Genomic DNA, 24,592 nt, shown 5'->3' with positions numbered 1-24,592 from the left:
AGTAAACCAACGATCAGACCTCCGTCGCATCCGCAGAAATTCTCAGGGAGAGCCAGAAAGGGCCGCTGAAATGTCAGTTGAAAAAGTAGACACGCTCGTTGTTGGCGGCGGCCAGGCGGGATTGGCTATGAGCGAGCATCTGAGCAAGTGCGGCGTGCCTCATCTTGTGCTCGAGCGCCGGCGTATCGCCGAACGCTGGCGCTCCGAAAGATGGGACTCTTTGGTTGCCAATGGTCCCGCCTGGCACGATCGTTTTCCGGGCATGGAGTTTCCGGACACCCATCCCGATGCCTTTGTCTCCAAGGAGAAGGTTGCGGACTATTTTGTCGCTTATGCGGAAATGATCGCGGCCCCTATCCGCTGCGGCGCCGAGGTAAAGAAAGTGCACCGGCTCGTCGGCCGTCCCGGTTTCCAGGTCGAAACCTCCGATGGCGTGATCGAGGCCAGCAATTTGGTTGCCGCCACCGGAGCTTTCCAACATCCCGTTGTCCCGGCCATCGTTCCCGCGGATGCCGGGCTCATGCAGATCCATTCCAGCGCCTATCGCAATCCCGGCCAACTGCCCGACGGTGCGGTGCTGGTGGTCGGTTCGGGATCCTCGGGGGTGCAGATCGCGGACGAACTCTTGCGTGCGGGAAGGCGCGTCTACCTCTCGGTCGGGCCGCATGATCGCCCGCCGCGGGCCTATCGCGAGCGTGACTTCTGCTGGTGGCTGGGGGTTTTGGGCAAGTGGGACGCCCAGGCGCCGGCGCCCGGCACGGAACATGTCACCATCGCGGTGAGCGGTGCGCGTGGCGGCCAAACGATCGACTTCCGGCGTCTTGCCGCGCAAGGGATGACGCTGGTTGGCCGGACGGAATTGTACAGGGACGGTATCATGACCTTCGCGCCCGATCTGGCCAGGAATATCGCTCGCGGCGATGCGAACTATATGTCGGTGCTGGACGAGGCCGACGCCTACGTTGCCCGCAACGGCCTTGACCTTCCCGAAGAGCCCGAGGCCCGCAAGATCGGGTCGGACCCTCAATGCGTGACCGATCCGATTCTCGATCTCAACTTGGCAGAAGCAGGAATAGGTTCGATCATCTGGGCAACGGGATTCACCGTCGATTACAACTGGCTGAAAGTCGATGTGTTCGACGAAAAGGGCAAGCCGAGGCATCAGCGCGGTGTGTCGACCGAGCCCGGGATCTATTTCCTGGGCCTGCCGTGGCAATCGCGCAGGGGATCCAGCTTCATCTGGGGCGTCTGGCACGACGCCCAGCATGTGGCGGACCATATTTCCACGCAGCGCAAATACCTAGCCTACCATGCGTCCGCGAAGCGCGAGACCAAGGTGGCGTAGCCAACGGCAACTGCAACGGATGTCCCGACCTCGAGCCTGATCTGACGGAGACCAAGATGGCGCATACCAGAATTCGCAAGTTCAACACCAAAGACACCTATCCCGAGCAGAAGCTCGACAACGATCTGTGTCAGGCGGTCGTTACGCGGGGCGGCAGAACCGTCTATCTGCGTGGCCAGTGTCCGCAGGACCTCGACACGGCTGGGAATATCGATAGCCACGATCCCATCGAGCAGACGCACAAGGTCATGCAGAACATCCGCCAACTGATCGAGGAGTGCGGCGGGGCCATGGAGCACCTGGTCAAGGTGGTGGTCTACATCACCGACGTGCGCCATCGCGAGGCGGTCTACCGCACCATGGGCGAGTACATCAAAGGGGTGCATCCCGTTTCAACCGGCCTCGTCGTGCAGGCTCTGGCGCGGCCAGACTGGCTGGTCGAGATCGACGGCACCGCCGTCATTCCGGATGATCGCACTTCGATCATCCCGGATTAACGGCGATGACATTCTCCATTGTCGCGCGGTGCAGCCGCACCGGCATGTTCGGGGTCGCGGTGTCATCCTCGTCGCCTGCGGTCGCGGCGCGCTGTGCCTATGCGCAGGCAGGCGTCGGCGCCATTGCCAGCCAGAACGTCACCGATCCGACGCTTGGGCTGCGAGGCCTCGAACTGCTGGCGCGCGGCGCTTCGGCCGCCGAGGCGGTCGCCATCCTGAAACGCACCGGCGCCTATAGCGAATACCGGCAGGTGCTGGCTGTCGATGCCGCTGGAACGACCGCGATTCATTCAGGCCCCAGGGCGCTTGGCATCTGGGCGGAAGCGCGCGCGGAAAATGTTGCTTGCGGCGGCAACATGCTGGCCCATGACGGAGTGCCGCAAGCCATGGTCAAGGCCTTTCTGGCGTCGGAAGGACATCTGGGCGACCGCCTCACCGCGACCATGCGCGCCGCGCTGAAAGCGGGTGGCGAGGCAGGCCCGGTCCATTCCGCCGGAATGAAGCTGGTGCGCGAGGTTGCGTGGCCGGTTGCCGACCTGCGCTGCGACTGGACCGACGACTGCCCGATCGAGCAACTGGCGACGCTGTGGGAACTCTACAAGCCACAGCTCGATGCCTATGTGACCCGCGCGATAAATCCATCCGATGCGCCGAGCTACGGCGTGCCCGGCGATGAATAGTCAAGAGACAGCCACGGAACATCTGCGATGAGCGAACTCAGCCACAAGGACTGGATCGGCAAAGCATCCGCGATCCGTTTTCGCGACAAGGCGTTCATCGACGGTAAGCCGGTTGCAGCCCGTTCTGGCCGAACCTTCGCCAGCGTCAATCCGGCAACCGGCGAAGTGCTGGCCGAAGTGGCGTCCTGTGGCGAAGAAGACATCGATCTGGCTGTTGCCGCGGCCCGGCGCAGCTTCAACGCCGGCGTCTGGTCACGGACCAGCCCGGCGCACCGCAAGGAGGTGTTGTTGCGGCTGGCGCAGTTGCTGCGCGAAAACCTGCATGAGCTGGCCCTGCTTGAATCGCTCGACATGGGCAAACTCGTCAGGGATGCGGCCTCGGTCGACGTCCCTGGCTCGGCAGCGATCTTCCAATGGTATGGCGAAGCCATCGACAAGATCTATGACGAAGTGGCGCCGACCGGCGAAGGCGATCTGGTGTTGGTGCGGCGCGAGCCGCTTGGCGTGATCGGCGCAGTGGTGCCGTGGAATTTTCCACTCGACATGGCGACCTGGAAGTGCGCGCCGGCGCTGGCGGCGGGCAATTCGGTCGTGCTGAAACCGGCCGAGCAGTCGCCCTTGTCGGCCCTGCGGCTGGCGGAACTGGCTGTTGAAGCGGGCCTGCCGGCTGGCGTGCTCAATGTGGTGCCCGGCCTTGGCGAAACCGCCGGCCAGGCGCTTGGCCGCCACATGGATGTGGATTGCCTTGCCTTCACCGGCTCGACTGCCGTGGGCAAGATGTTCCTGCAGTACTCCGGTCAGTCAAACATGAAGCAGGTCTGGCTGGAAACCGGCGGCAAGAGCCCCAACCTCGTCTTTGCCGATTGCAGCGACCTCGATGCAGCGGCCGATATGGCGGCCTTTGGTATCTTCTTCAACCAGGGCGAAGTCTGCTCCGCCAATTCACGGTTGCTCGTGCAGCGCGGCATCAAGGACGCTCTTGTGGAAAGGCTCGTGCAGCGCGCGGCAGCCACGCAGCCGGGCGATCCACTCGATCCGGCTTCGAAAATGGGCGCGATGGTCGATGCCCGTCACGCGGCCAATGTCATGCGGTTTGTCGAGGCCGGCAAGAAAACCGCGCGCTTGGTTGCGGGCGGCGATCTGGTCACGGTCAACGGGCGCGGCAGCTTTTTCCAGCCCACCATCTTCGACGATGTCGCGCATACCGATCCGATTGCGCGGGACGAGATATTCGGGCCGGTGCTTTCTGTCATCGCCTTCGACGACGAGGCGGAGGCGATCCGTATGGCCAATGACAGTCCATACGGGCTGGCCGCATCGCTGTGGACCGACAGCCTGTCGCGTGCACACCGCATCGCCGGCCGGCTCCATGCCGGCACGGTTTCCGTCAACACGGTCGACGCGCTGAGCCCGATGACGCCGTTCGGTGGCTTCAAGCAATCCGGCTTCGGCCGCGACCTGTCGCTGCATGCGCTCGACAAGTACACCGCGCTCAAGACGACGTGGATCAAATACTGATGGATGGCCAAGGCTTGATCGAAGCACCCAAACCAGCAACATAGCCAGCCATGCCGCTACGCTTTACGCTCAGACAGCTGGAATATTTCGTCGCCGTTGGCGAGGCTGGCTCTATTGCCAAAGCGGCCGAACAGGTCAACGTGTCACCGCCATCGATTTCGGCCTCCATCGCGCAGCTGGAAACTGAGTTCGGCGTCCAGCTTTTTGTTCGCAAGCATTCGCACGGCCTGTCGCTCACCGCCGGCGGTCGCGTCTTCCTGAAGGAAGCCGCCCGCCTGCTCAACGACGCCGACGCCTTGCATGACGTCGCTGGCGACATTGCAGAAAAGGTGCGCGGCCCGCTGGCAGTAGGATGCTTGCTGACGTTCGCGCAGATCGTTCTGCCGGCTCTGCGCATGAAGTTCGAGCGCGCCTATCCTGATGTGCGTGTGCGGCAGTTCGAGCGCAATCAAGGGCAGTTGCTCGAGATGCTGCAGCGCGGCGAAATCGACCTTGCCCTGACATACGATCTCGAGCTGTCGCAGGACATGACCTTCGAGCCGCTGATCCTGGTGCCGGCCTATGTCATGCTGCCAGCGGGGCACCGCTTTGCGGGAAAGGCGTCGATCACGACGGAAGAATTGGCCGACGAGCCGATGGTGTTGCTCGACCTGCCTTTCAGTCGCGAATATTTCCTGTCGGCGTTTCACCAGCGGGGAATCCGACCGAACATCGCCGAGCGCACAGGCGACATTGCGGTTATGCGCACCATGGTGGCCAATGGCTTCGGCTACGGCATAGCCAATATGCGGCCGCTCAACACCCTGGCGCCGGACGGCAAGCCACTTGTCTTTGTGCCGCTGGATGGTGACCTGCGACCTCTGACCATGGGCGTCGCCTTGCCCAACTCCGAACATCGCACGCAATCCGTCCAGGCGTTCATCGATCACTGCCGGCATTTTGTGGTTGAGCAAGGCGTATTCGGCGCCGGGCGGGCGGTGGAACACCAGTCGATTGGCTAGATCAGCCACCCAATCAAATCCGAACTGCTCTGTTGCTAAGCTCGAAGTTGGTCGTCGGCAAGCCGCCGCAGCAATTCGTCCAGCATGTTGTCGCAGCGGCGCATCTGCTCGACGCTGACGAATTCGTCCGGCTTGTGCCCTTGCGCCATCGACCCCGGTCCGCATACGACCGTCGGCGTGCCGAGATCGCTGCTGAACAGGCCACCTTCCGTGCCGAAGGCAACCTTGATGGTGTCGTTGGCGCCGGTCAGCGATTTGACGAAAGCGACGGCTTGCGAACTGAGCGGCGTATCCAGGCCGGGATAGGTGTTGGTGATGTCGATGTCGATCGCCGCCTCGGACGCGATGGCCGAAGCTTCGACGGCAATGCGCGCTGCCTCCGCGCGCAGACCGTCGAGGATCTCCTGAGGGTTGTCGGCTGCAATATTGCGGATCTCGAAGTCGATCTGACAGAGGTTCGGCACGATGTTCAGCGCCACGCCGGCGTTCATCTTGCCGACGTGGACGGTTGTGTAGGGAATGTCGTAGTCGCCATCGCGGGCGCCATAACGCGCCAGCCGGTCCTGCTCCCGGCGCAAGGCGGCGACGAAGTCGCAGCCGAGATGGATGGCGTTGAGCGCCAGTGGAGCCAGCGCCGAATGGCCTTCGCGTCCCTTGCAGATGGCGCGTGCGGCAAGCTTGCCCTTGTGACCCGTCGCCACCTTCATGCCGGTCGGCTCGCCGACGATGCATAGCGACGGCCGTTGCGGGGCTCCTCGCAGCATGTCGATCAGGCTGCGCACGCCGATGCAGCCGATCTCCTCGTCGTAGGAGAGTGCCAGGTGCAACGGAGTCTGCAGTGTCATTTTCGAGGCCGTGACACATGCAGCGAGCGCGCTGGCGACGAAGCCCTTCATGTCGGCCGCCCCGCGTCCGTAAAGCTTGCCGTCGCGCTCGCTCATCTCGAAGGGCGGCAGCGTCCAGTTCTGGCCGTCGATGGGAACGACGTCGGTGTGGCCGGACAGCATGATGCCGGAAGTGCCGGCCGGTCCGATGGTGGCAAAGAGGTTGGCTTTATGGCCATCCCCGCTTTGAATGATCTGGCAGGCAATGCCATATGCGTCCAGCAGGTCCGCTACGTAGCCGATGAGGTCGAGATTCGGGTCACGGCTCACCGTCGGGAATGCGATCAGCTTTTCAAGGATCCGGATGCTGTCCATGCGTCTAAATCTCGTTGCCCGTGCGAGCTATCTAGCATCGCGTGGCCACGGCCTTGAAGTCGCATTTGGCTCAGCCGGGATTCACCGGATGCTAATCCAGGCCGTGCCGATTAGGCGGGTCCTAATCGGCACGGAAGAAATCTGTAGTTTTCCGGCGCCTGCCTCAGCTTATGAGTAGTCTCTCGGCATCAACCCAATGGCGCTTGCCAGACTGGCTTGCGCCGCGGCTCGAGGAAAGCTCCATGCGCGATCCACGCTACGACATTCTGTTCGAGCCCATGAAGATCGGTCCGGTGACCGCCAAGAACCGCTTCTATCAGGTTCCGCATTGCAATGGCGGCGGCTACCGCGATCCATCTGCTGCGGCCGAGATGCGCCGCATCAAGTCGGAAGGCGGCTGGGGCGTCATCTTCACCGAGCAGACCGAGATGCACCATACCTCGGAGATCACGCCCTTCATCGAGCTCAGGCTGTGGGACGACGCCGATATCCCAGCACTGGCCAAGATGGCTAAGGCCATGCACCAGCATGGCGCGCTGGCCGGCATCCAGCTGGCCTATTCAGGCATCAACGGCCCGAATCTCTACACCAAGGAAGTGCCACGCGGACCGTCGGCCCTGCCCATCCGGACCTTCACCAACGATCCGGTTCAGGCGCGCGCCATGGACAAGCAAGATATCCGCGACCTGCGCCGCTGGCACCGCAATGCCTTCAAGCGTGCCAGGCGGGCGGGCTTCGACCTGGTTTGTCTCTACGGCGCGCATGGCTTCGGCATCATCCAGCACTTCCTGTCTACCGCCACCAACCAGCGCAGCGACGAATATGGCGGCTCGCTGGAAAACCGCTCGCGGCTGATGCGTGAGCTGATCGAAGAGGGCCGGGATGCCATCGGCGACACCTGCGGCCTGACGCTGCGGCTGTCGCTGGACGAGATGATCGGCGAGCTTGGTTTCGCCAATTCCGAAGTGCGTGACATGATCGAGATGCACGCCGACCTGCCCGATCTCTGGGATCTGGCTCATGGCGCCTGGGAGGACTGCTCCGGGCCGTCGCGGTTCAAGGAGGAGGCCGCGCAAGAGAGCCTGGTGTCAGGCATCAAGAAGCTGACTTCGAAGCCGGTCGTCGGCGTCGGGCGGTTTACGTCGCCGGATGTGATGGTGAAGATGATCAAGTCCGGCACGCTTGATTTCATCGGCTGTGCGCGACCATCGATTGCCGATCCCTTCTTGCCGAAGAAGGTGGAAGAGGGGAGAATCGAGGACATTCGCGAATGCATCGGCTGCAACATCTGCATTGCCGGCGACATGACGATGTCGGTCTCGCGGTGCACGCAAAATCCAACGTTCATGGAGGAGTGGCGTAAGGGCTGGCATCCGGAGCGCATGCAGGCCAAGGGCGACAGCGAGAGCGTGCTGATCGTCGGCGCCGGCCCTGCCGGGCTGGAGGCCGCTCGCGCACTCGGCCTGCGTGGCTATCAGGTGGCCGTTGCCGAAGCCGGCACCGAACTCGGCGGCCGCGTGGCGCGCGAGTGCCGCTTGCCTGGCCTCTCCGCATGGGGCCGCGTGCGCGACTATCGCCAGTATCAGCTCAGCCAAATGTCGAATGTCGACGTCTATTTCGAAAGCCGGTTGTCTGCCGAGGACATATTGCCCTTCGGCTTTCAAAACGTTGCCATCGCCACCGGCTCGACATGGCGCAGCGACGGCGTGGCGCGCGCGCATGTCGTGCCGATGCCGATCGATCCGGCTATGCCGGTCTACACGCCGGACGATCTGATGGGCGGCAGTGTGCCGACCGGCAATGTCGTGCTGTTCGACGACGACCACTACTACATGGGTGGCGTTCTGGCGGAGCTTATGGCGCGCCAGGGCGCGAGGGTGACGCTGGTGACGCCATCCGCCTATGTGTCCGACTGGACCCGCAACACACTGGAGCAAGGCGCCATCCATCGCCGGCTGGCCGAGCTTGGCGTCGAGATCGTGTTGAACCGGATCGCGACGCGCATCGTGTCGGGAGGCGTTGCCACCGCCTGTGCATATACGGGCAACCGGCGTGAGATCGCTGCAGACGCTGTGGTGCTGGTGACATCGCGCCAACAGGACGATGGCGTCTGGCAGGGCTTGAAGGCGCGGAGGGACGAATGGGCCGATAACGGCATTCGCTCGATCAAGGTCATCGGCGATGCCGAGGCGCCGGGGCCGATCGCGTGGGCAACTTATGCGGGGCACCGCTTTGCTCGCGAGCTGGATGAAGCCGATATTGGCGACGCACTGCCCTTCCGTCGCGAGATCACGGCATTGGCCGCGGAATAGTTTGAGAAGAAATAGATAGATTTGAAGCCGTTCATGCTTCTGTTGCTCAGCATTCGACGAGCCACAAATTCGCGAGGATGTATCGGCGCCCCGAACCTTTGGAGATAGCCAGGCGCCCAGACGGAGAAGGCAGATAGCCCAGTTCTCGTTTGCTGCACTACTGCATTTGGATTCCGTTCATCGGCATCATGTTGTGATTGAGGTGCGTCATGATCCAGACGGAACCGAGCACGACAAGCACGACAATGAATACGCCGAAGGCCAGCGCCAGGACGTTGTTCGTGTTGTCCGGGCCTGTGGTGAGATGAATGAAAAAGACGAGGTGCACGCCCATCTGCGCAATGGCGAGCACAACGAGCGCGGAGATGATCGCCGGCTGGTAGATGAGACCGCTCTGCGCCGCGACGAAAGAGGCGATGGTCAGCAGGATGGCCAGGCCAAACCCTGTCACGTAGCCCAGCAGGCCGCCGGCCACCTCCTGCTCGTTGATGCGCTCTTCGCCAGGCGCGGAATCGTCAAGGTCGGCGAATTCTTCGGGGCGGTGGTCACGATCGCTCATGCGCTGGCTCCCAGAAGATACACGAGAGTGAAGATCGCGATCCAGATGATGTCCAGCGCATGCCAGAACAGGTTGAAACACTGAAGGCGACGCAAGATGTCGGCGCGAAAACCCTTCACCCAAAGCTGCGCGATCATCGTGCCCAGCCAGAGCAGGCCCATTCCCACGTGCAGGCCATGGCATCCAACCAGCGCAAAGAAGGCAGAAAGGAAGGCGCTGCGCGAAGGACCGGCACCTTCCTCGATCATTCCGGCGAATTCCTGCACCTCGAGGACAAGAAATGCGGCGCCCAGGATCCCTGTCACAAGCAGCCAGATCTGTGTCCAGACCATATCGCGCCGGTGGCTGGCAAGACTTCCCAGACCGCAAGTGAAGCTGGAGGTGAGAAGCAGCCCGGTCTGGATCGCGACCCTGGGGAGCTCGAACAGATCGCGGCCGGACGGGCCCCCGGCGATCTCCTTCGCCAGCACGGCGTAGGCCGCGAAGAAGGCCGAGAACATGATGATGTCGGACAGCAGGAAAATCCAGAAGCCGTAGGCGACGGTCACGAATTTCGAAGCCGGTCCACCTTCGCCGTGCCCCGTCGCACCATGACTATGGCCGGAGCCGTGGCCGAGCCGATGTGGATCTGGCCTGCCAGGCGAAATGGCGCCTGGCAGCGCTCCCGAAACCGCGCTCATGCGAGTTCCTCCCCGTGCTTAGACCAAGCAGGCTGACCGGCGCGTTCAATGCGCTCGAGCTCTTCGGCGGACACCTCATATTCGGCGACGTCACGCCAGGCAAAGACCACGAAGGTGGCGTAGGCGCCGACAAGACCGACAATGGCTAGCCACCAGATGTGCCATATGAGCGCGAATCCAACGAGGGTCGCGAAGAAGGCGGCGACGAATCCGGTAGGACTGTTCTTCGGCATCTCGATCGGTTCATAGGCCGGCTCCTCGCCCGAATCCTGCATTTCGATCCTGCGCTGCTTCATGGTCCAGTAGGCTTCCTCGCCTCCCACATGCGGAAGTCTGGCAAAATTGAAGCTTGGCGGCGGAGACGATGTAGACCATTCCAGCGAGCGGCCGTCCCATGGATCGCCGGTTTCGTCGCGCAACTCATCACGGTGCCTGATCGATACGACAAGCTGCGTGATCTGACAGGCCGCACCAACGATCATCACAAGAATACCGCAGGCCGCAACGATCAACCAAGGCACCCAAGGGTCGATTTCGATGTGCTGAAGGCGGCGCGTCATCCCCTGCAGGCCGACGATATACAGTGGCAGGAAGACGAGAATGAACCCCAGCAGCGTGAACCAGAACGCTGCCTTGCCCCAGCCCTCATGCAGCCGGAAGCCGAACGCCTTCGGGAACCAATAGGTGAAGCCTGCGAAAGCCCCAAACAGCACGCCTGCGATGATGACATTGTGGAAATGCGCGACCAGGAACATCGAGTTGTGCAGCATGAAATCGGCAGGCGGAACGGCCAGCAGCACGCCGGTCATGCCGCCGACGGTGAAGGTGGTGATGAAGCCGATGGCCCACAGCATCGGCGTGTCGAAGCGAATGCGTCCGCCATACATGGTGAAGAGCCAGTTGTAGATCTTCACGCCCGTGCCGACTGCAATGATCGAGGTGGCGATGCCGAAGGCGGCATTCACATCTGCGCCGGCGCCCATGGTGAAGAAGTGATGCAGCCACACCATGAACGAGACGATACAGATGAAGAGCGTAGCGGCCACCATCGAACGATAACCGAATAGCGGCTTTGACGAGAAGGTGGAGAACACTTCCGAAAAGATGCCGAAGGCGGGCAGCACGAGGATATAGACCTCCGGATGGCCCCAGGCCCAGATGAGGTTCACGAACATCATAGGGTTGCCGCCAGCCTCGTTCGTGAAGAAGTGGAACCCTAGATAACGATCGAGCGTGAGCATCGCCAAAGTTGCCGTCAGGATGGGGAACGCCGCGACTATGAGGAGGTTGGCGGCGAGCGAGGTCCAGCAGAACATGGGCATGCGCAGGTAGCCCATACCGGGAGCGCGCATCTTCAGAATCGTGGTAACCAGATTGACGCCGGTCATCAGCGTGCCGACGCCCGAGATCTGGATCGCCCAGAGATAGTAATCGACCCCGACGCCCGGGGAGTAGTCGAGCTCCGATAGCGGCGCGTAGGGGAGCCACCCGGTGCGGGCGAATTCGCCAATCACCAGTGAAATGTTGACAAGCAGTGCACCCGACGCAGTCAGCCAGAAGCTGACGGAATTGAGCGTCGGAAAGGCCACATCGCGCACGCCGAGTTGCAGCGGCACCACGAGATTCATGAGGCCGATCATGAACGGCATTGCGCCGAAGAAGATCATGATGGTGCCGTGCGCGGAAAATATCTGGTCATAGTGGTCGGGCGGCAGATAGCCTGGCCCATGTATGGCGGCGATCTGCTGGGTGCGCATCATGATCGCGTCGATGAAACCGCGCAGCAGCATAAGCACCGCCAAAAGTACGTACATGACGCCGATCCGCTTGTGGTCCACCGAGGTGATCCACTCGCGCCACAGGTAGGGCCAGAAGCCTTTGACGGTGATCCAGGCCAACACGCCGATAGCCGCAAGGAAGACGACAAGAGCGGCGATGAGGGGGATCGGCTCATCGAAGGGAATCGCGGACCAGTCGAGCTTTCCCAGCATGGTTCAACCGCCTCCGTGTCGTTCATGTCTGGCATTCGGGTCCGCCGGCGTGGCCGGACCCAAAGGATCGGGGTGGACCCGTGGATTGCCGCCGCGGCCTTCGCTTGGCCCGGGTGCTGGCGGCAGGTATTGACGCACCACGGCATCAAACAGCCCTGGCTGAACATGCGAGAACGCAAACGGCGCCACGTCCTGGCTTTGTCGGGCGAGTTCGCGGTACGCCCCGGCATCAGGGTCTGGCCGCCGCCGCGGAGGCCCGCCGTCCACTGGGCGAACGCTTCGGGCGGCACGATCCGCACCCGAAAATTCATGTCCGAGAAACCATCGCCGCTGTAGTGGGCCGACTGGCCATACAGGACGCCAGGCTTGTCGGCCAGGAGGTTGAGCTCGCTTTCCATGCCGTTCATCGCGTAAATCATGCTCCCGAGCTGCGGTACGAAAAATGTGTTCATTACGCTCGCCGAGGTCAGGCGGAACCGCACCGGCGTGCCAGCAGGCATGACAAGTTCGTTGACGCTCGCGATTTGCTGGTCGGGGTAGATGAACAGCCATTTCCAGTCGAGCGCGACGACTTGCACCTCAAGCGGCGAATTGGTCGACGATAGAGGCTTGCGAGGGTCGAGCTGATGGGATCCGTAATAAATCAGACCCCCAAGAAAAAGGATCGTCAGCGTCGGAATTGACCAGACGATGAGCTCTATCCGGCCTGAATAGGTGAATCCTGGATCGTATTTGGCGCGGATGTTGGAAGCGCGAAACCACCATGCAAACCATAGCGCGGCGACGATGGTCGGGACGACGATCACCAACATGACGGCCAGCGAGTTGAGCAGGATTGTCCGATTGCCGGCGCCGACCGGCCCTTGTGGGTCGAGCACGCCGCCTGCGCAGCCGGCGAGCTCGGCCGTGCCCAGCAAGAGAATGGTAAGGCCTGACGAGCCAGCCCGCTTCATGTTCGTCCCTATGGTAGGTGATCACATAGTCACCCGGCTCCGGTTCGTTCGTGGCCACCGGCCACGGGCCGAAACTATGCGCATCGACGCGAAATCAGCTCCCTCAGCAACGGCTTCAACTTGCAGTGAGAAAGACCGTATACGTCGAAGAATTTCCTGTCTCTCTGGTTTTAAGTGCGGAACGGATAAGCCGCCGGTCCGCGGAAAGCCGAACATTCAGGGACCGAATTTGTTCCCGGGCATTTACGCGAGGCAAAGGCAACGTTTGGCGGAGTTGGTGTGCAGTCCGTGAGAAGCGGCAACCGCGGCCCAGTCCGATGTGCCCGCCAAGGTCGGCATATAACTTGCTTATCAGTTACGGGAGACACATCAGGGGAATTTCGTCATGCAAGAAGCAACTGCAACTCATCCTGAGGGCAATACCCTCTTCCCGATCGTGCTTTCGATCGTCGCTGCAGCGGCGACCGGAGTGCTCTGGGCCTATGCGAACCCGATCCAACTCGTTCCCGGCGTCATCCAGTGGCGCATCTTCGCCTTTCTGCCCCCGCTGGTGGGCATCCTGCTCGGCTGGAAAAGCGGTTTCATCTGCGGCTATCTCGGCACCATAGTCTGGTCGCTGCTGGCCGGTACCTTCATCCCCGCCCATTCGCTCATCGTCGACGGCATCATGGTAGGCCTCACTGGCCTCTTGCCCGGGCTGATATTCGACCCAGCGGGGACGAAATTCGATCGCAACACGCTGACCAAAATTGCGGCAGTGTGCCTCATCGTTGGCCTTGTGATGGTCGTCGCGGTCTCGGCCAGTCTCGCTTATCTCGGCATTTTCCCCTTCTGGTGGGCGGTGATGTATCTGGGCCTATCGGACATCGTGCCGATGATCATAGGCACGCCGCTTCTTGTTGTCCCAGCGCTGAAGATCCTCAAGAGCGCGCATCCGGCCGGTTTCACGCGCTTTTGAGCGCAGGTAAGATTTGAAAAGTGCTTGAACTGAACGATGTGACGGTGGGCTTCGGCGATGCGCCGATGGCAGTCACCGAAGCCACGATGACCGTTGCACGTGGCGAGCGCCTGCTCGTGTGCGGGGCGGCAGGCGGGGCCAAGACCACGTTGCTCAACGTGGCGGGAGGGATCATCCCCCGCCTCGTTGCGCCTCGCCACTTCTCTGGCTCGGTTTCATTCGATGGCCAGCCGCTGTCGACCTTGTCGAAGGATGCCCTTTTTACCAAGATCGGCATCGTCACCCAGAATGTCGAGGACCAGCTTTGGGACCTCGGTGTCGAGGACCTGATCGCGTTCCCGCTGGAAAACCGGGGCGTGGAAAAGAAACTGATCCGCCGCAGGCTGCAGATTCTGCTCGATGAGCTTGAGATCAATCCGCTGCGGGGGAGGCGAGTACTTACTCTCTCCGGCGGCGAACGGCGGATGGTGGCAATCGCAGCTGCCCTAGCGGCTGCGCCTGTGCTGCTTGTACTCGATGAGCCCACGACAGGGCTCGATCCAACTGCCCGTGCGCGGCTGGTTCGAATTCTCGCGAAGCTTGCCGACGAGGTGCCCTCGTTGCTTGTCGCCGAGCAGGATCCGGGTGCATTCAAATCTGTCGCTGAAAATGTGCGCCTGCTCGTGTCGGGCAGGCTTTCGGAGGCCGTCGCCGCGCGCACGATAACGACACAGCAAGAGCCATGGCTGGAGGCGGGCATCCTGCCGCCCAATCATCGGGCGACCTGCACTACGTCCTTCCCTGTCGGCGACGTGCTGCTTTCGGTTTCCGGCATCCGTACCCGGCTTGCGCGCCCCGACGGCGTCCCGGTATTGCGTGATGTCTCGCTCCAGATTCGCGCCGGGGAGCACGTGGCGCTGATAGGGCGCAACGGCGCAGGCAAGACGACGCTGTTCCAGTCGATCCTCGGCTTGGCGAAGCTCGCCGCAGGATCGGTCCGTATTGGCGGCGAACCGGCCGACGGCTGGACCGTTGCCCGCCGCGCCCGCGCGATCGCGTATCTTCCGCAGAACATGCGCCGCATCCTGTTCAACATGACTGTGCTCGAGGAAGTCGTCTTCTCCATGACCGCAGGCGCGGCAGCCGGCGATTCAGTAAGGAGGGAGGCGCATGCGGCGCTGGAGAAATACGGAATTAAAGGGTTGGCCGAAGCCAATCCCTTCGCGCTTTCGACGAGGCAGCAGGCACTGCTTGGGCTTGCCTGCGCCGATGCGGCACAGGCCTCGGTGGCGATCCTGGACGAGCCGCTGCTTGCGCGCGACCTGCACGGCAGACGCATGCTGGACCTGTTCATCGGGTCCATGCAGTCATCGGGGCGCGCGATCATGCTCATCTCGCATGATCTCGACCTCGTCCAAGATGTCGCCTCGCGCACGCTGATACTGGACGAAGGGCAGATCGTCTTCGACGGCGCGCCGCAGGAAGCCTGGGCGTCGCGTGCGTTCTCCCAGCTCGGTTGGCCTGCACCGACGGTTCTATCGACGGGAGCAGCGGCATGAAACGGATCTATGAGCTCAACTTTTTCGTGAAATTGACGGGTGCATTCACGATCATGCTGGTGGCTTGGCTTGCGCCGGACTGGCGCTTTGGCGTGCCCCTGGCCCTGCTTTCTCCCGTTTTCCTGAGCGTGATGCAGGTGCCCGGCTTGCGCGGCTATCTCAAGGGTGCGGCGCTTCTCGTGCTTCTGGTCATGGCGAGTTGGATCGGCAATCTCCTGCTGCAGGGGCTTTCGCCTGCCGATGCCATGCCGATCGCCGCCGGGATGGCTGCACGCCTCATCACGACGACCGCGGCATTCTATTTCGTCATGGAGACAAGCACTCCAGGCTCTATTCTGGCAGCGGCCAGTGCAGCTCGTCTCCCGCCCATTGTCACTCTGATCCTGTCGCTCACCTTCGGCATCATCCCGATGCTGCGCGAGGATTTCGAGCGCATCGCCGACGCGCAGCGCGCACGCGGCATGGAGATCGACGACGTCTCGCTACCCACTCGATTGCGCTTTGCGCTCGCACGCGGTGTGCCGCTTCTAGTGCAGGCCATCCGCTTGGCGCACGCCATCTCGCTTTCGCTTTCCATCTACGGGTTCGACATGAACCGAAAGCGCACAACGTGGCGCAATGTGGGCCTGCTGATCGAACCCCGACTCGCTCATCAAGGACAAACAAAATGACCCAGGAAACCGCCTTTTCGCCGATAACCGGGCAAAACTGGCCGGTCGACGTCGCCGGCTTGCAGGTCGACTTGCCGATCGTCGCGATCAGGCCGGATTTCGCCATCTCGCTGATGATGGTCATCGATCTCGGAGTAAGGTTCGGCGAGCATGTCGGCCGCAAGTTGGCCGAGAAACTGCGACCGCTCAAACCCGACGTGATCGTGGGCGCGGCCACGCTTGGCATTCCCGTCGCCATCGAAGTGAGCCGCGCCTTGAGCCTCGATAACTACGTGATCTTGCAGAAATCGCCAAAGATCCATCTGGGCGACGCGCTCGTCCAGCACATCTCCTCCATCACCTCGAAGGGCGAGCAGCGCCTGCTTCTCGACCGCCGCGCGATACCGTTCCTAGCAGGCAAACGCGTCGTGGTGGTTGACGATGTCGTGGCGTCCGGCTCAAGCCTAAAGGGCTCGGTCGAGTTGGCGCGCAGCGCGGGCGCGGAAGTGGTCGGCATCGGTGTGATCCTCACCGAGGCGCGGGATTGGCAAGAAACGCTTGGGCCGGACCAGGCACTGATCCACAGCCTTGCGCATATCCCGCAATTCGCATTAGGCAAGGACGGCTGGAGCCCCATTCCAGAAACCTTTATCTAGCGAACCGGTCCCGTACACTAGCCGGTTGCCGGTAGCGCCATACGTGCGGAAAACATCAGTCACCGACTGACACACATCGTATCTCTGCTCGAAGTCGGGAAAGAGATGAGCGGGAAAGACCGCTCGATCTTCTCCAATACAAGAACGCCTCGACCATCATTCTCGTGATCTTCGTCGTCGTGGTGTTGATGGAGTTCGCGACGGATCGCTTGCGCTCGAAGATCCAGTAGCTGCGGCCGTGTGCGTGCAAAATCGACACGACACGGTTCCGCATCCTAGGGCACGAAGATAAGGAACAGATAGGCGACAAACACGACGAGATGAACGAGCCCCGTCAGCATCGTTGTTCGGCCCGTCCCAAAGCTCACGATGCTAATGGCAAGCGCGAGGAGGAGAAGCACAGTATCCCCCGGACCCAGACCAAGCATCAGGCTTCGTCCTGTGAGCAGGCTCGCCACCCCGATTGCCGGGATTGTCAGGCCGATCGTCGCGCAAGCGGAGCCGAGGGCGACATTCAGTCCTCGCTGAAGTTCGTTATTAAGCGCTGCCCGAACGGCCGATACCGCTTCCGGCATAAGCACAAGCGCAGCGACGAAGAAGCCCACGATTGCGTCCGCCTGGGTAATTTGAAGAAATGCGAGCCCATCCTCGATGCTGCCGGCCACCTGCTCGGTCAGAAGAACGATCCCTGCCAGCCCGACAAATAAAAGGAGCACGTTGGTAGTCACTTTCCCACCCTCAGATACATGCTCCTCATGTTCGGCTCTGGACGTCAGATCCTCGATAAAATCGCCCCGTTGGCGCACCATCTGTGCAAAGACGAACGCACCATAGAGGAGAACTGAAAGGACGCTCACGAATGCGAGTTGCGATGCGGAGAACGCACCGGGGACTGTTGCAAGAGTGTAGTTTGGAAGGATCAGTGTAAGAACCGTCAGCGCCATAATAACGGCAAGGGAAGCGTTGGTGCCCTGTCGTTTGATGTCCTGATATCGATGCTTCAGCCCACCCAGGGTGAGGCAGACCCCGACCACACCAGTGCACACGATCATGACCGTCGAAAACACGGACTCGCGTGCCAGCGTCGGATTGTTCGCGCCGTGCAGCATCATCGAAACGATGACCGATGCTTCGATGGCAGTGACCGAAAACGTCAACAGCAGCGTGCCGTAAGGTTCACCGAGCCGCCGTGCGACGGCTTCGGCATGATGCAAAACCACAAACACGGTCGCGAAGATGAAGATAGCGACCACGATCAACGCCAGGATCTTGATCGAAAGCAGCGAATGCTCGATCGACGCGCCGCCGAAATGAATTAATGCGGCCAGGCCCAAGGAGCCGATTGGGAACAGATATTGGCCGATCGGTCGTCGATGAACAGCCAAGACGGATTTCCTTCATCGCATCGACGGTCGCAGACTGGGTATTACAGAGACTGACCGAAGCCCATGGTGTCAGTCTACTTGCGGCTGCCGGCCCGTTCAATGGCCGCGTGCACGACCGACTTGGCGTAACGAAATTGGCCGAGCTCGATGCCGCATAGGCCGGATCACAATTAAGCCTTGAGTTTTCACGCTTCCGGCAATAGCTAGGTGCTACCAGGCCGGGCCCCTCTGGCAGTCCATCAGGACTGTGATGTCGGACTGGAATTCCAATCCGGGTGGCCTGGCTTTGAGTTTCTTCAGCTGTAGCGGCATTTCTCTCATCATACGCGGTGTCCGCGTTGCTCTACGGTTATGCTCGCAAGCCTCGTCACCCCTAGCTGAACGCAAGGGTGCCGTATGACAGAATTTTTCAGTCCTGAAGCAATGACCGCTCTCTTGCAGGTCATCATGATCGACCTGGTGCTGGCCGGCGACAATGCCATCGTTATCGGCCTTGCCGCGGCCGGGCTACCCAAAGAGCAGCGCAGAAACGCGATCGTCATCGGTATAGTGGCAGCGGCCGTTCTGCGCATCGGGTTTGCGGCCGCCACAACCCAGCTCCTGCAGATCGTCGGCTTACTGTTGGCCGGCGGGATATTGCTGTTGTGGGTCTGCTGGAAGATGTGGCGCGAACTCCGGCAAAACCATGCGCAGGAAACACAGGCGATCGAAGCGCTTTCGGAAAGTGATGTCGACTACGACGGCATCGTAGCTGGCAAAGCTTCTCGCAAGACCCTGGCGCAGGCAACCTGGCAGATCATCATTGCCGACGTCTCTATGTCGCTCGACAATGTTCTGGCGGTAGCGGGTGCTGCGCGCGAACATCCGAACGTACTGATCTTCGGCCTTGTCCTCTCCGTCGCGCTGATGGGCATTGCAGCAAATTTCATTGCCAATCTGCTTCAGAAGCATCGCTGGATTGCCTATGTCGGCCTTGTAGTCATCCTCTACGTAGCTGGCGACATGATCTACCGCGGTACGCTCGAGCTTCTGCCTCACGTCGCGGACTCTTAAGACGCAAAAAGTGAACCGGCCGGAACAACGTTGTTCCGGCCGATTTGGGGCGCATTTGCTCGATCCGGCGGTAGAAAGAATTCCCTCGTGCTCAGATTTGCGTAAGTCGCGGCTTGCCCCCACGCAAACGACCAAATCGGAAGGCATCTGAAACGGCTGAGCGGACCATAAGCATCTCGCCTATGGTTTCGTGTGTCATGAGCCCGACCAGTCGGTCGGAATTGTCCACGACGGCAACGGCAGGCACATCTGCCTGCTGCATGAGGCGCAGGCTTTCCTCGAGACTTTTGCGGTAATGTATTTTCGGGATATCGTTGCGCATTGCGCTCGCGACCGGTTCAGCGGGGCCCTTTTCCTTCAATGTCCGGATCATGTCGTTGCGTGTCACCAATCCTTCAAGATGGCCAGCGGAATCGATGACCGGGAATTCATGCTGCGTGGTCGCGAGCAGCATCTCGATTGCCTCGTCGAGCGTCGCCGACCGGTCCAGCCGGGCGAACTCGGTGATCATCACGTCCCCGACAAGGACGCTTGTGGCGACCTCCCGGATCTGTGCGTTCTGGGCTTCCGCAGCCGCGGCGAGATAGACGAAGATGCCGATGAAAATCAGCAACGGGTTGTAGAACAGCCCAAGGAAACCGAAGACGAAGGCCAATCCTTGCCCGATCGTGGCGGCGATCTGGGTCGCGCGCGACCAGGAAAGGCGGGCGGCGAGGGCAGCGCGCAGGATACGGCCGCCATCCATCGGGAAGGCTGGAATCATGTTGAAAAGGACCAGGAAGACATTGACCCCTGCAAGCCTGGCGAGAAAATTCGTACGCGGATCCTCGATCCCCGCCATCTGTTCGACACCTGCCGACCCGCCGAGCAAGGCGAAGATCAGCGCGGCGATCGCGACATTGACCAGCGGCCCCGCCACCGCGATCACGAACTCCTGCCTCGGCTCTTCGGGCATGCGTTCCAGCCTGGCCACGCCGCCGATCGGAAAAAGCGTGATGTCCGGCGTGCTGATGCCGAAATACCGTGCGGCGGCGATGTGGCCGAACTCATGCAGGACCACGCAGGCAAAGACGGCAATGATGAAGGCAACGCCTTCCCAGGCCGCTGGCGTCCCGCCGATCCGATAGTGCGTCAGCCAAATCCAGACGAGCAGAAGCAGGAAGGTAAAGTGAACGCGCACGGTGGTGCCTGCGATCGTCCCGAGGTTCAGCGACCAACCCAAATCTATCCACTCCGAGAGGCCCCGCCTTCACCATAGGCTTTGGCAGGGCGCTTGCAATCGTTCGAGAAATCGGGCGCCGGCACCGACGTGTCGCGGCGTCAGTCAGTGAGTGGTTTGCGAGTGCTCGCCGCCCGGCTTCGAGATGCCGCTTAAAGCCTCTCCCGCTTCTGCCGCTTCGCCATTCGTCGCGAGATCGCCAAGAGAGATGATCCCGACGAGCCTCTTGTCGCGGTTCAGAACCGGAAGCCGACGCACCTGCAGGTCGCCCATGTTCTCAAGCACATGCTCGACGTCTTCGTCGTCGAAGCAATATTTGACCTCCGGGCTCATGACATCACGCACCTTGGCGTCAGGTCCCTTACCCAATGCTACGCCTCGGATCGCGATATCACGATCGGTGATCATCCCGACCAGCCGGTCGTGGTCGCCCACGGGCATCACTCCAGCGTCGAGCCTTTCCATAATCTGCGCTACCTCGCGAATGGACTGTTCGGGGTTCGCGACCTGGACATTCCTCGTCATGCAGTTGCCGATTTTCATGGCAATCTCCCTTCTATTTGCGAAGCTCCGCCGCCGGCTTTGGTGTTGATCTAGGAAACGAACTGTTCGGCGGTAACGTTCCCTTGAATCTGAATGGCCCGCAACAGCCTTTCACCTGCAGCCGGAAGGGCTGGGAAAGCCCTGCCGCGGCGGCGACAAATGCCAATGACTGGCCCAACTGGAACCCTGGTGGGCGATACGGCGTTCCAGAGAGACAGCGCAGCCAACGGAGAAGTCGAATGCAGCCCTTAGCCGCAAATTCCGCCCGCCATCCCGGCGCGCTTACGATTAGCCCGTTCGATGGAACCGTGACGGTCAGGTTCTCCGATGCGATCATTGCATCGACCGAGCGGGCAAAGGTGCTTTACGAAGAAGGACACGATCCTGTCTTCTATATCCCTTTCGACGATATCTATTTCGACCTTCTGGAGAAGACGAACACCACAACGAGCAGCCCGTTGAAGGGCACGGCGAGTTACTGGCGGGTTCACGCGGTCGGCGGATCGGCTGATGACTTCATGTGGGCCTATGAAACGCCCGACACCCCGGCATTGGCCATCGCCCGCCATGGCGGCTTCGATCCCGACAAGGCGCGGATCGATGCCGATCCTGCCGAGGATAAGCGACATACGCCTCACATCCCCGAGTAGAGCGGCGCTTGAATTTCCACATCGGCCGGTTCGCGCCGCAGGCGGCGATCTTTCCGTCAGTCGGCGAATTCTTCGTCGAGGATCCGCAGTCCGTCTTCATATTTCGATGTCGACGCGCCAATCTGCCGTGCCTGCCACAGATTGTCGGCGAGATCTGCGCGCTTCACCGGCAGCGCCAATGGGTTGGCTGCTGCTCTGCGCACGAAAGCGGGGTCGTCCTCGTCCGGCCTGCGTGTCATGGCATCGACTGCCGACACGATGGAGGTTCCGAAACCAGCCGCCTCGAGCCGATCGCGATCCCAATCGTCGCTTTTCTCTAGAACGTCGTGAAGATAGGCAACGGCCTTCTGGTCGAGCGTTTCGACGGCGTCAACGACCCGGCGGCAATGCTCGATGTATGGCCGTCCGGTCTTGTCTGTCTGCCCGGCATGAGCCTGTTCGGCGATTTTTGCCGCGCGGTAAAGCACGCTCATTGCTTCGATCCTTGTGGCCTGTGTGTGGTGATGCAACCGGCCTTGCTCCGATGCGCGAACGTGCCTCAAAAAAAGCGTGTGGCACCGTAGCCCGTGTCAGCGAACGCGCGACGATTGCCTGAGGTTCCAGAGCGCAGGCAGGGCTCCGACACACTGTTGCCGAATGTTGCCGAAGGGTCTCCAGCTTCGCGTCACCGAACCTGCCGTATAGCGTGCCGTCGCCGATCTTTGGGAACACCGGGATAGGTTGCTAGCCTTGAGCGACAGGCCAGATGCGCGGTGTGAGGCGGCTAGCCGCCGTCGGACGGCCCATCGACAATCCCGGAACTGGGCAGAATTCCAAAATCCTGTGACTTGGCACCCTGTGCTGCCGTCAAAAACCCGTCTGCATGGAGACCGCGCCGCAGCAACTCTCTCACGGCCGCCGACCGGCTTGGCATGCGCCTTTCAAAGCGCCAATTTTCCAATGCAGCCAATTCGTCGGCAGTTAGCATGATCTGCAGTCGTTCGGGTCTTTCCAGGTCGGCCATTTTCGCCTCCAGCCGCTCAAAGTTAGTATTTACCTAAGAATTAGGAAAAGCCTCGCAGAACGTCAAGATCGGTTAATAGGCCCTCGGCGTGAAAGGCTGACAGTTACTGTGAGGCGTCGCCCGCGCAGTCTGTGTAATAGGCTAACTTATTGATTTTGCGGTATAATTTTATTGATTTCCCTTGCCATTCGGATCGATATGGCACATGCTTACCACGAGGGACAAACCGCTCCTGAAAAAGAGGGTTTTCCATGAGATACAGTTATTCGGCTCATTTGTGTCAAGACGTTAACCTGCAAGTTCGGGCAGCCGCCCGGTATAAGGGAATAGTCAATGTCACTACGGTGGCCGAGGCCGTGCGGCTGCGAAACCTCGCAGAAAACGTTGCGCTTGAAGACATTGAACGCCTTGTGCTGCAAGCGGCCCAGTTCTGCGGGGCGGCCATGGAATTCGACAGCCTCACAGTTCTTGAATCACATGACGTCCCTCGGCACTCAGTGAATTGTGATGCTCTGCCTGGCAGCGGCGGCTTCGATGTTCTGGAGGGCAGGACTGTTTCGCTCTATCATCGCCAGCCGGACCGAACGCAATAGGTCCGGCCGAGCCGTCAGCACAGTCGGTCGGAGGGGAAGGGTTCATCTTCACAGGCGCTTTCAAACCGCCGTGTTGTCCGCCACTGACGCCTGGACGAAGTGCAGTGGTGCCTCGAGCGTCCAGGTGACGCCTTGCTCATGGAAGTCCAGCCGGCCGCTGCCGCTGAAAGCCTGCGGCGCCACTCGCTCCAGGACGACCGTTCCGAAACCGCGCCCCCTGACGGCGTCCAGGATCGGCCCGCCCAATTCACGCCAGACCAGTCGAAAGGTTCCCGCGCCGTCGCCGGCAGAGATCACATTCCAATCGATTTCGACGCGTCCACCGCTGCAGGACAGCGCTCCATGTTTTGCCGAATTGGTAGCGAGTTCGTGAAAGGCTATGCCGAGATACTGCACTGCGTTCGGCTGCAGTATAACCATTGGCCCGGCCATCGACACGCGGGACTGCGCTGCGAAGGCCTTGAGCTGTGCCTGGATGAGCTCGCCGACCGTCGCGCCGCGCCACTCGGCATTGACCAGGAGATCATGGGATTCCGAAAGCGCCGCGATACGCTCCCGAACCTGCCCGAGGAAAGCCTCGGGTGTGCTTGTCAGTTTGCTGGTCTCGCGGATCATCGAAATGATCACCGAATACTGGTTCTTCACCCGATGGTTGACCTCGCGCATGAGCAGTCGGATGCGCCGTTCGTTCTCCTTGTGGGAGCTGATGTCGCGCGCGATCTTGGAGGCGCCGACGACCCGCCCGATGGCATCGCGGATCGGCGAGACGGTGAGCGAGACCGAGACGTGCGTGCCGTCTTTGCGCAGGCGCATCGTCTCATAGGAGGGGACGCGTTCGCCGGCGCGGATGCGGCTGATGATCGAGACTTCCTCGTCCAGACGATCAGGCGGAATGAGGATCGTCACCGGCCGGCCAATCGCCTCGGCAGGCGTGTAGCCGAACAAGCGTTCTGCCGCATCGTTCCAACTGGTGATGATGCCGTTGATGTCCTTCGAGACGATGGCGTCCATCGACGACTCGACAATGGCGGCAAGACGCATGCGGGCTTCATCGCCCAGCGCCTGCGTGCGCAGGTCGAGCAGCGTGTTTATGGCACCAACAATGTTGCCCGCTTCGTCGCGAAGCAGCCGTGGGTGAGCCCTGAACGGGACGAGTTCACCATCCGGCCGCTCCGCAATCGCCTGGTCCCATGAGACGTCCCGCCCTTCGCGCAGCGCCACGGCCATCGGACACTCGCCATGCGCCATATTCCGACCGTCTAGATGACGAAGCTTCCACGAGCCGCACCATAGGTCCCGACCGATAACCGGACGATGGCCCCAGAGCTCAGCTGCGGCTTCGTTGAAGAAGGTGATGCGTCCCTGTTCGTCGGTGGTGTAGACGGCGACGGGCAGTGCCTGCAGCAGGTCGGCAGAGGGAAGGCCCGGAACTCCGAGGCCGATATCGGCTTGTTCCACGAAGTTCACGTATTGCGCCATTCCAGTGGATTTCTGCAGCGGCTATAATGCGCTTGAGCAATTTCGGTTCCCCGTCGGGACAATCCCCCCTTTGCCCCGCCGGCTGCGGCGACATTCCTGGACGAGGTACCAGGCCGACACAGGATCACCG

General features: G+C 61.2%; 24 protein-coding genes and 1 pseudogene. 13 read left to right on the top strand and 12 right to left on the bottom strand.

What is annotated here, in order from left to right:
* The first annotated feature begins 70 nt into the window (after positions 1–70).
* From EN885_RS00530 to EN885_RS00510, 5 genes are read left to right on the top strand one after another with little or no spacing between them, the layout of a single operon-like run.
* The gene (locus EN885_RS00530; protein WP_128241493.1) at positions 71–1,345 is read left to right on the top strand and encodes an NAD(P)/FAD-dependent oxidoreductase; all 1,275 of its coding nucleotides are present in this window, start codon (positions 71–73) and stop codon (positions 1,343–1,345) included.
* A 56-nt stretch (positions 1,346–1,401) separates the two neighbouring features.
* The gene (locus tag EN885_RS00525; protein WP_128335149.1) at positions 1,402–1,842 is read left to right on the top strand and encodes a RidA family protein; all 441 of its coding nucleotides are present in this window, start codon (positions 1,402–1,404) and stop codon (positions 1,840–1,842) included.
* Positions 1,843–1,847: 5 nt separating this feature from the next.
* Positions 1,848–2,522: a DUF1028 domain-containing protein gene (locus EN885_RS00520; RefSeq protein WP_128241491.1), complete on the top strand. Its 675-nt coding sequence runs from the start codon at positions 1,848–1,850 to the stop codon at positions 2,520–2,522.
* A gap of 27 nt (positions 2,523–2,549) precedes the next feature.
* The gene (locus EN885_RS00515) at positions 2,550–4,040 is read left to right on the top strand and encodes an aldehyde dehydrogenase (RefSeq protein ID WP_128241490.1); all 1,491 of its coding nucleotides are present in this window, start codon (positions 2,550–2,552) and stop codon (positions 4,038–4,040) included.
* 50 nt (positions 4,041–4,090) lie between these two features.
* Positions 4,091–5,041, top strand: coding sequence for a LysR family transcriptional regulator (locus tag EN885_RS00510; RefSeq protein ID WP_128241489.1), 951 nt, complete (start codon positions 4,091–4,093; stop codon positions 5,039–5,041).
* A gap of 35 nt (positions 5,042–5,076) precedes the next feature.
* Here EN885_RS00510 and argE read toward each other — a convergent pair whose 3' ends face one another.
* On the bottom strand, positions 5,077–6,240 hold the full coding sequence (gene argE / locus EN885_RS00505; RefSeq protein WP_128241488.1) for an acetylornithine deacetylase: 1,164 nt from the start codon (positions 6,238–6,240) through the stop codon (positions 5,077–5,079).
* Positions 6,241–6,482: 242 nt separating this feature from the next.
* Here argE and EN885_RS00500 point away from each other — a divergent pair, with 242 nt between their 5' ends.
* Positions 6,483–8,552, top strand: a complete 2,070-nt coding sequence (locus EN885_RS00500; protein ID WP_128241487.1) for an NAD(P)-binding protein — start codon at positions 6,483–6,485, stop codon at positions 8,550–8,552.
* A gap of 157 nt (positions 8,553–8,709) precedes the next feature.
* Here EN885_RS00500 and cyoD read toward each other — a convergent pair whose 3' ends face one another.
* From cyoD to cyoA, 5 genes and pseudogenes are all read right to left on the bottom strand, one after another.
* Entirely contained in the window at positions 8,710–9,111 is a 402-nt protein-coding gene (gene cyoD, locus EN885_RS00495; protein WP_095486332.1) for a cytochrome o ubiquinol oxidase subunit IV, read from the bottom strand.
* Entirely contained in the window at positions 9,108–9,791 is a 684-nt protein-coding gene (gene cyoC / locus EN885_RS00490; protein WP_127204012.1) for a cytochrome o ubiquinol oxidase subunit III, read from the bottom strand. The genes cyoD and cyoC overlap by 4 nt, the downstream gene beginning before the upstream one ends.
* On the bottom strand, positions 9,788–11,782 hold the full coding sequence (cyoB, locus tag EN885_RS00485) for a cytochrome o ubiquinol oxidase subunit I (protein WP_128241486.1): 1,995 nt from the start codon (positions 11,780–11,782) through the stop codon (positions 9,788–9,790). Before cyoB ends, cyoC begins: the two co-directional genes overlap by 4 nt.
* A 3-nt stretch (positions 11,783–11,785) precedes the next feature.
* The gene (locus EN885_RS34825; RefSeq protein WP_348631552.1) at positions 11,786–11,971 is read right to left on the bottom strand and encodes a hypothetical protein; all 186 of its coding nucleotides are present in this window, start codon (positions 11,969–11,971) and stop codon (positions 11,786–11,788) included.
* 128 nt (positions 11,972–12,099) lie between these two features.
* Positions 12,100–12,735, bottom strand: a pseudogene (gene cyoA / locus EN885_RS00480) (ubiquinol oxidase subunit II); the annotation flags it as partial.
* 385 nt (positions 12,736–13,120) lie between these two features.
* Between cyoA and EN885_RS00475 the strand changes: the two are divergent.
* From EN885_RS00475 to EN885_RS00460, 4 genes are read left to right on the top strand one after another with little or no spacing between them, the layout of a single operon-like run.
* Positions 13,121–13,693: an aminotriazole resistance protein gene (locus EN885_RS00475; protein ID WP_128241485.1), complete on the top strand. Its 573-nt coding sequence runs from the start codon at positions 13,121–13,123 to the stop codon at positions 13,691–13,693.
* Positions 13,694–13,713: 20 nt separating this feature from the next.
* On the top strand, positions 13,714–15,231 hold the full coding sequence (locus EN885_RS00470; protein WP_128241484.1) for an ABC transporter ATP-binding protein: 1,518 nt from the start codon (positions 13,714–13,716) through the stop codon (positions 15,229–15,231).
* On the top strand, positions 15,228–15,902 hold the full coding sequence (locus EN885_RS00465; protein ID WP_128241483.1) for an energy-coupling factor transporter transmembrane component T: 675 nt from the start codon (positions 15,228–15,230) through the stop codon (positions 15,900–15,902). The genes EN885_RS00470 and EN885_RS00465 overlap by 4 nt, the downstream gene beginning before the upstream one ends.
* Complete coding sequence (locus EN885_RS00460) at positions 15,899–16,537, top strand: phosphoribosyltransferase family protein (RefSeq protein ID WP_128241482.1); 639 nt, start codon at positions 15,899–15,901, stop codon at positions 16,535–16,537. The genes EN885_RS00465 and EN885_RS00460 overlap by 4 nt, the downstream gene beginning before the upstream one ends.
* A gap of 275 nt (positions 16,538–16,812) precedes the next feature.
* Here EN885_RS00460 and EN885_RS00450 read toward each other — a convergent pair whose 3' ends face one another.
* On the bottom strand, positions 16,813–17,922 hold the full coding sequence (locus EN885_RS00450) for an ionic transporter (RefSeq protein WP_245492950.1): 1,110 nt from the start codon (positions 17,920–17,922) through the stop codon (positions 16,813–16,815).
* Between the two features lie 396 nt (positions 17,923–18,318).
* Here EN885_RS00450 and EN885_RS00445 point away from each other — a divergent pair, with 396 nt between their 5' ends.
* On the top strand, positions 18,319–18,975 hold the full coding sequence (locus tag EN885_RS00445; RefSeq protein ID WP_128241481.1) for a TerC family protein: 657 nt from the start codon (positions 18,319–18,321) through the stop codon (positions 18,973–18,975).
* A 91-nt stretch (positions 18,976–19,066) separates the two neighbouring features.
* Here the strand turns inward: EN885_RS00445 and EN885_RS00440 are convergent, their stop codons facing one another.
* Together EN885_RS00440 and EN885_RS00435 are read right to left on the bottom strand one after the other, a co-directional pair.
* Positions 19,067–20,197: a site-2 protease family protein gene (locus EN885_RS00440; RefSeq protein ID WP_128241480.1), complete on the bottom strand. Its 1,131-nt coding sequence runs from the start codon at positions 20,195–20,197 to the stop codon at positions 19,067–19,069.
* Between the two features lie 102 nt (positions 20,198–20,299).
* Entirely contained in the window at positions 20,300–20,737 is a 438-nt protein-coding gene (locus EN885_RS00435) for a CBS domain-containing protein (protein ID WP_128241479.1), read from the bottom strand.
* Between the two features lie 239 nt (positions 20,738–20,976).
* On the opposite strand from EN885_RS00435, the gene EN885_RS00430 reads away from it, so the two are divergent.
* Positions 20,977–21,387, top strand: coding sequence for a DUF427 domain-containing protein (locus tag EN885_RS00430; protein WP_128241478.1), 411 nt, complete (start codon positions 20,977–20,979; stop codon positions 21,385–21,387).
* Between the two features lie 56 nt (positions 21,388–21,443).
* Here the strand turns inward: EN885_RS00430 and EN885_RS00425 are convergent, their stop codons facing one another.
* Positions 21,444–21,860 (bottom strand): HD domain-containing protein, encoded by a 417-nt coding sequence (locus EN885_RS00425; protein ID WP_128241477.1) that lies wholly within the window; start codon positions 21,858–21,860, stop codon positions 21,444–21,446.
* Positions 21,861–22,150: 290 nt separating this feature from the next.
* Complete coding sequence (locus EN885_RS00420; protein ID WP_029356005.1) at positions 22,151–22,390, bottom strand: hypothetical protein; 240 nt, start codon at positions 22,388–22,390, stop codon at positions 22,151–22,153.
* Between the two features lie 251 nt (positions 22,391–22,641).
* Between EN885_RS00420 and EN885_RS33805 the strand changes: the two genes are divergently transcribed.
* On the top strand, positions 22,642–22,983 hold the full coding sequence (locus tag EN885_RS33805; RefSeq protein WP_206616789.1) for a hypothetical protein: 342 nt from the start codon (positions 22,642–22,644) through the stop codon (positions 22,981–22,983).
* Positions 22,984–23,043: 60 nt separating this feature from the next.
* Here EN885_RS33805 and EN885_RS00410 read toward each other — a convergent pair whose 3' ends face one another.
* Entirely contained in the window at positions 23,044–24,462 is a 1,419-nt protein-coding gene (locus EN885_RS00410) for a PAS domain S-box protein (protein ID WP_245458078.1), read from the bottom strand.
* Positions 24,463–24,592 lie beyond the last annotated feature (130 nt).

Source organism: Mesorhizobium sp. M6A.T.Cr.TU.014.01.1.1, assembly GCF_004022765.1.
Taxonomy (GTDB): domain Bacteria; phylum Pseudomonadota; class Alphaproteobacteria; order Rhizobiales; family Rhizobiaceae; genus Mesorhizobium; species Mesorhizobium mediterraneum.
Note: the sequence above shows the minus strand (reverse complement) of the source record. Positions and strands in the feature narration are given on the sequence as shown.